General features: G+C 65.8%; 4 protein-coding genes. 2 read left to right on the top strand and 2 right to left on the bottom strand.

Features of this window, described 5'->3' with window-relative positions; all coding sequences use genetic code 11:
• Positions 1-94 precede the first annotated feature (94 nt).
• On the bottom strand, positions 95-415 hold the full coding sequence (gene sugE, locus V3B64_RS20540) for a quaternary ammonium compound efflux SMR transporter SugE (RefSeq protein ID WP_005411314.1): 321 nt from the start codon (positions 413-415) through the stop codon (positions 95-97).
• A 168-nt stretch (positions 416-583) separates the two neighbouring features.
• The gene (gene speD, locus V3B64_RS20535) at positions 584-1,378 is read right to left on the bottom strand and encodes an adenosylmethionine decarboxylase (protein ID WP_006473908.1); all 795 of its coding nucleotides are present in this window, start codon (positions 1,376-1,378) and stop codon (positions 584-586) included.
• Between the two features lie 149 nt (positions 1,379-1,527).
• On the opposite strand from speD, the gene crp reads away from it, so the two are divergent.
• Together crp and V3B64_RS20525 are read left to right on the top strand one after the other, a co-directional pair.
• Positions 1,528-2,217: a cAMP-activated global transcriptional regulator CRP gene (crp, locus tag V3B64_RS20530; RefSeq protein WP_010482649.1), complete on the top strand. Its 690-nt coding sequence runs from the start codon at positions 1,528-1,530 to the stop codon at positions 2,215-2,217.
• A gap of 62 nt (positions 2,218-2,279) precedes the next feature.
• Positions 2,280-3,041 (top strand): sulfite exporter TauE/SafE family protein, encoded by a 762-nt coding sequence (locus tag V3B64_RS20525; protein ID WP_014038735.1) that lies wholly within the window; start codon positions 2,280-2,282, stop codon positions 3,039-3,041.
• The last annotated feature ends 129 nt before the right edge of the window (positions 3,042-3,170 follow it).

Genomic DNA, 3,170 nt, shown 5'->3' with positions numbered 1-3,170 from the left:
GCGGCCCCCCCCCCCCCGCCCGGCCGGCGCGCCCCCCCCCCCCCCCCCCCCCCCCCCGCCGGGGGGGGCCCCCCCCCCCCCCCGGCACTACCAGTTAATTGGGCGAGACCAGCTTCAGGCCGATCACACCGGCCACGATCAGGCCCACGCAGGCCAGGCGGGCCGGCGATGCGCTGTCGTTGAACAGGTAGATGCCCAGCACCGCCACGCCCATGGCGCCGATACCGGTCCAGATCGCGTAGGCGGTACCGACCGGGATGCTCTTCATCGCCTGGCTCATCAGGTACAGGCTGATCAGCGCGGACACGACCGTGGCAGCGGTGGGAAGGGGTTTGCTGAAGCCTTCGGAGTACTTCATTCCGAGGGCGAAACCGATCTCGAACAGGCCGGCCAGCAGCAGGTAGATCCAGGGCATGGGTGGGGGCTCCTTACCTTCTTTGAGAAAAACGAAACGGCCCGGTGTTTTCACACCGGGCCGTGGGTCGGTACATCACCGTGGAACTGTAACGCGCGCGGGGCACTGGTTCCACGGGGCGGGTCGTCCCGCCTGGGCGGCGATGCCTGCGGGCATCGCACATGGGGCTTACTCGGACAGGTTCCGGCCGTGGAACAGCTCTTCGATCTCGCGCTTGAGCAGCGCTTCGATCTTCATGCGTTCCTTGAACGACAGGTTCTTGGCCTTTTCCTCGAACAGGTACTGGTCCAGGTCGAAGTCCTTCAGGTGCATCTTCGTGTGGAAGATGTTTTCCTGATAGACGTTGACGTCGAACATCTCGTAACGCGACTTGATGTTCTTGGCCAGGAAGTTCTGGATCGAGTTGATCTTGTGATCGATGTAGTGCTTCTTGCCCTTCACATCGCGGGTGAAGCCACGGACGCGGTAGTCCATGATCACGATGTCCGACTCGAGGCTTTCGATCAGGTAGTTCAACGCCTTCAACGGCGAAATGACGCCGCAGGTGGCCACGTCGATGTCGGCGCGGAAGGTGGCGATACCTTCCTGCGGGTGCGTTTCCGGATAGGTGTGCACGGTGATGTGCGACTTGTCCATGTGCGCGACCACGGCATCGGAGATCAGCTCCTTGCCGGCCTGCTTCTTGTCGATCACCGGTTCTTCGGAGATCAGGATGGTCACCGAGGCACCCTGCGGATCGTAGTCCTGGCGGGCCACGTTCAGGATGTTGGCGCCGATGATCTCGGCGACATCGGTCAAGATTTGAGTCAGCCTGTCGGCGTTGTACTCTTCATCGATGTATTCAATGTAACGCTGACGCTCCTCTTCGGTGCGCGCGTAACACACGTCATAGATGTTGAAGCTCAGCGCCTTGGTGAGGTTGTTGAAACCCTGCAGCCTCAGGCGAGGCAACGGCTTGACCACGGCGGTCGATTCCTGTGTAAGAAGGGAAAGGGGGAATTATGGGGCAAACTGTCCCCGGGGGGAACGTGAAGAGCGCTCACATCTGGCACACTGTTTGCCCTTAACAATTGCGCTGGTTAAGCTCCGCTATCGACCCCGTGAATCCGTTCATGCGCAGAGGGAGCGCTCCTATCGTGTCAACCGTGCGCCTAGCTAGCAGTCCACTGGCCCTGGATATCGCCACAATCGATCGTTTCCTGGCGCACAGCCACAGGCGGCGATACCCCACCCGTACCGACGTCTTCCGACCCGGTGACCCGGCGGGAACCCTGTATTACGTCATCAGCGGCTCGGTTTCGATCATGGCCGAGGAAGATGACGATCGCGAGCTGGTGCTGGGCTACTTCGGTGCCGGCGAGTTCGTCGGCGAGATGGGCCTGTTCGTTGAATCGGACCGCCGCGAGGTGATCCTGAGGACCCGTACCGCCTGCGAGCTGGCCGAAATCAGCTACGAGCGCCTGCACCAGCTGTTCCTCGGCCCGCTGTCGGCCGACGCCCCGCGCCTGCTGTACGCGCTGGGCCAGCAGATCTCCAAGCGCCTGCTCGACACCAGCCGCAAGGCCAGCCGCCTGGCATTCCTGGACGTTACCGACCGGATCGTGCGCACCCTGCACGACCTGGCGCAGGAGCCGGAGGCGATGAGCCATCCGCAGGGCAGCCAGCTGCGCGTCTCGCGCCAGGAACTGGCCCGCCTGGTCGGCTGCTCGCGCGAAATGGCCGGCCGCGTGCTGAAGAAGCTGCAGACCGATGGCCTGTTGCACGCCCGCGGCAAGACCGTGGTGCTGTACGGCACCCGTTGATCGTTGAGCACCCGGTGGGTGCGGACCTTGGTCCGCACTCTTTCACGCGCTAGGCTCGGTGCATGGAACTGAGCAGCGCATTCTGGTGGTTCATCCTCATCGGCCTGGGCGCCCAGCTGGTGGACGGCGCGCTGGGCATGGCGTTCGGCCTCGTGTCGTCGTCGGTGATGCTGGCCATGGGCATTCCGCCCGCGCAGGCCAGTGCAGCCATCCACACCGCCGAGGTGTTCACTACTGGCGCCTCCGGCGTGTCGCATCTGGTCGCCGGCAATGTCGATAAGCGCCTGTTCCTGCGCCTGGCGCTGCCCGGCGCCGTAGGCGGCGCCGTGGGTGCCTACGGCCTGACCCAGCTGCCCGGCGAGGTGATCCGCCCGCTCATCTACCTGTACCTGCTGGTGCTGGCCATCATCATCCTGGCACGTGCCGCCGGCCGCCTGATGCCCAAGGGCGAGGTCAAGCGGGTGCCCGTGCTGGGCTTCGTGGCCGGCTTCCTGGATGCCAGCGGCGGGGGCGGCTGGGGGCCGGTGGCCACCTCCACCCTGCTGGCCCGCGGCGGCCAGGCACGCACCACCATCGGCACGGTGAACGCGGCCGAGTTTGTGGTCACCCTGACAGTTTCAGCAACGTTCCTGCTGTCGATGGGGCTGCATCACCTGCAGATCGTGGCCGGCCTGCTGATCGGCGGCATGATGGCCGCGCCGGTGGCCGCGCTGCTGGTGAAGCGCCTGAAGGAGCGCTGGGTGCTGGTGGCCGTGGGCGTGCTGGTGCTGGGCATCAGCCTGTTCCAGATCGGGCATGCGCTGACCGGGTATCTGGCGCGCTGAGCGCTCGCCGGGCATGGCCCGGCGCTAGCTGCACGGGATTCGGTAGTGCCGGCCGCGGGGCCGCCCCCCCCCCCGGCCGCCCCCCCGCAGGGCGGGGGGGGGGGCGGGGCGGCGGGGACCGGGGGCGGG

It is taken from the genome of Stenotrophomonas sp. SMYL86 (genome assembly GCF_036320025.1).
In the GTDB taxonomy this organism is placed as follows: Bacteria; Pseudomonadota; Gammaproteobacteria; order Xanthomonadales; family Xanthomonadaceae; genus Stenotrophomonas; species Stenotrophomonas maltophilia_A.
This window is presented reverse-complemented; position numbering and strand designations above follow the sequence as displayed.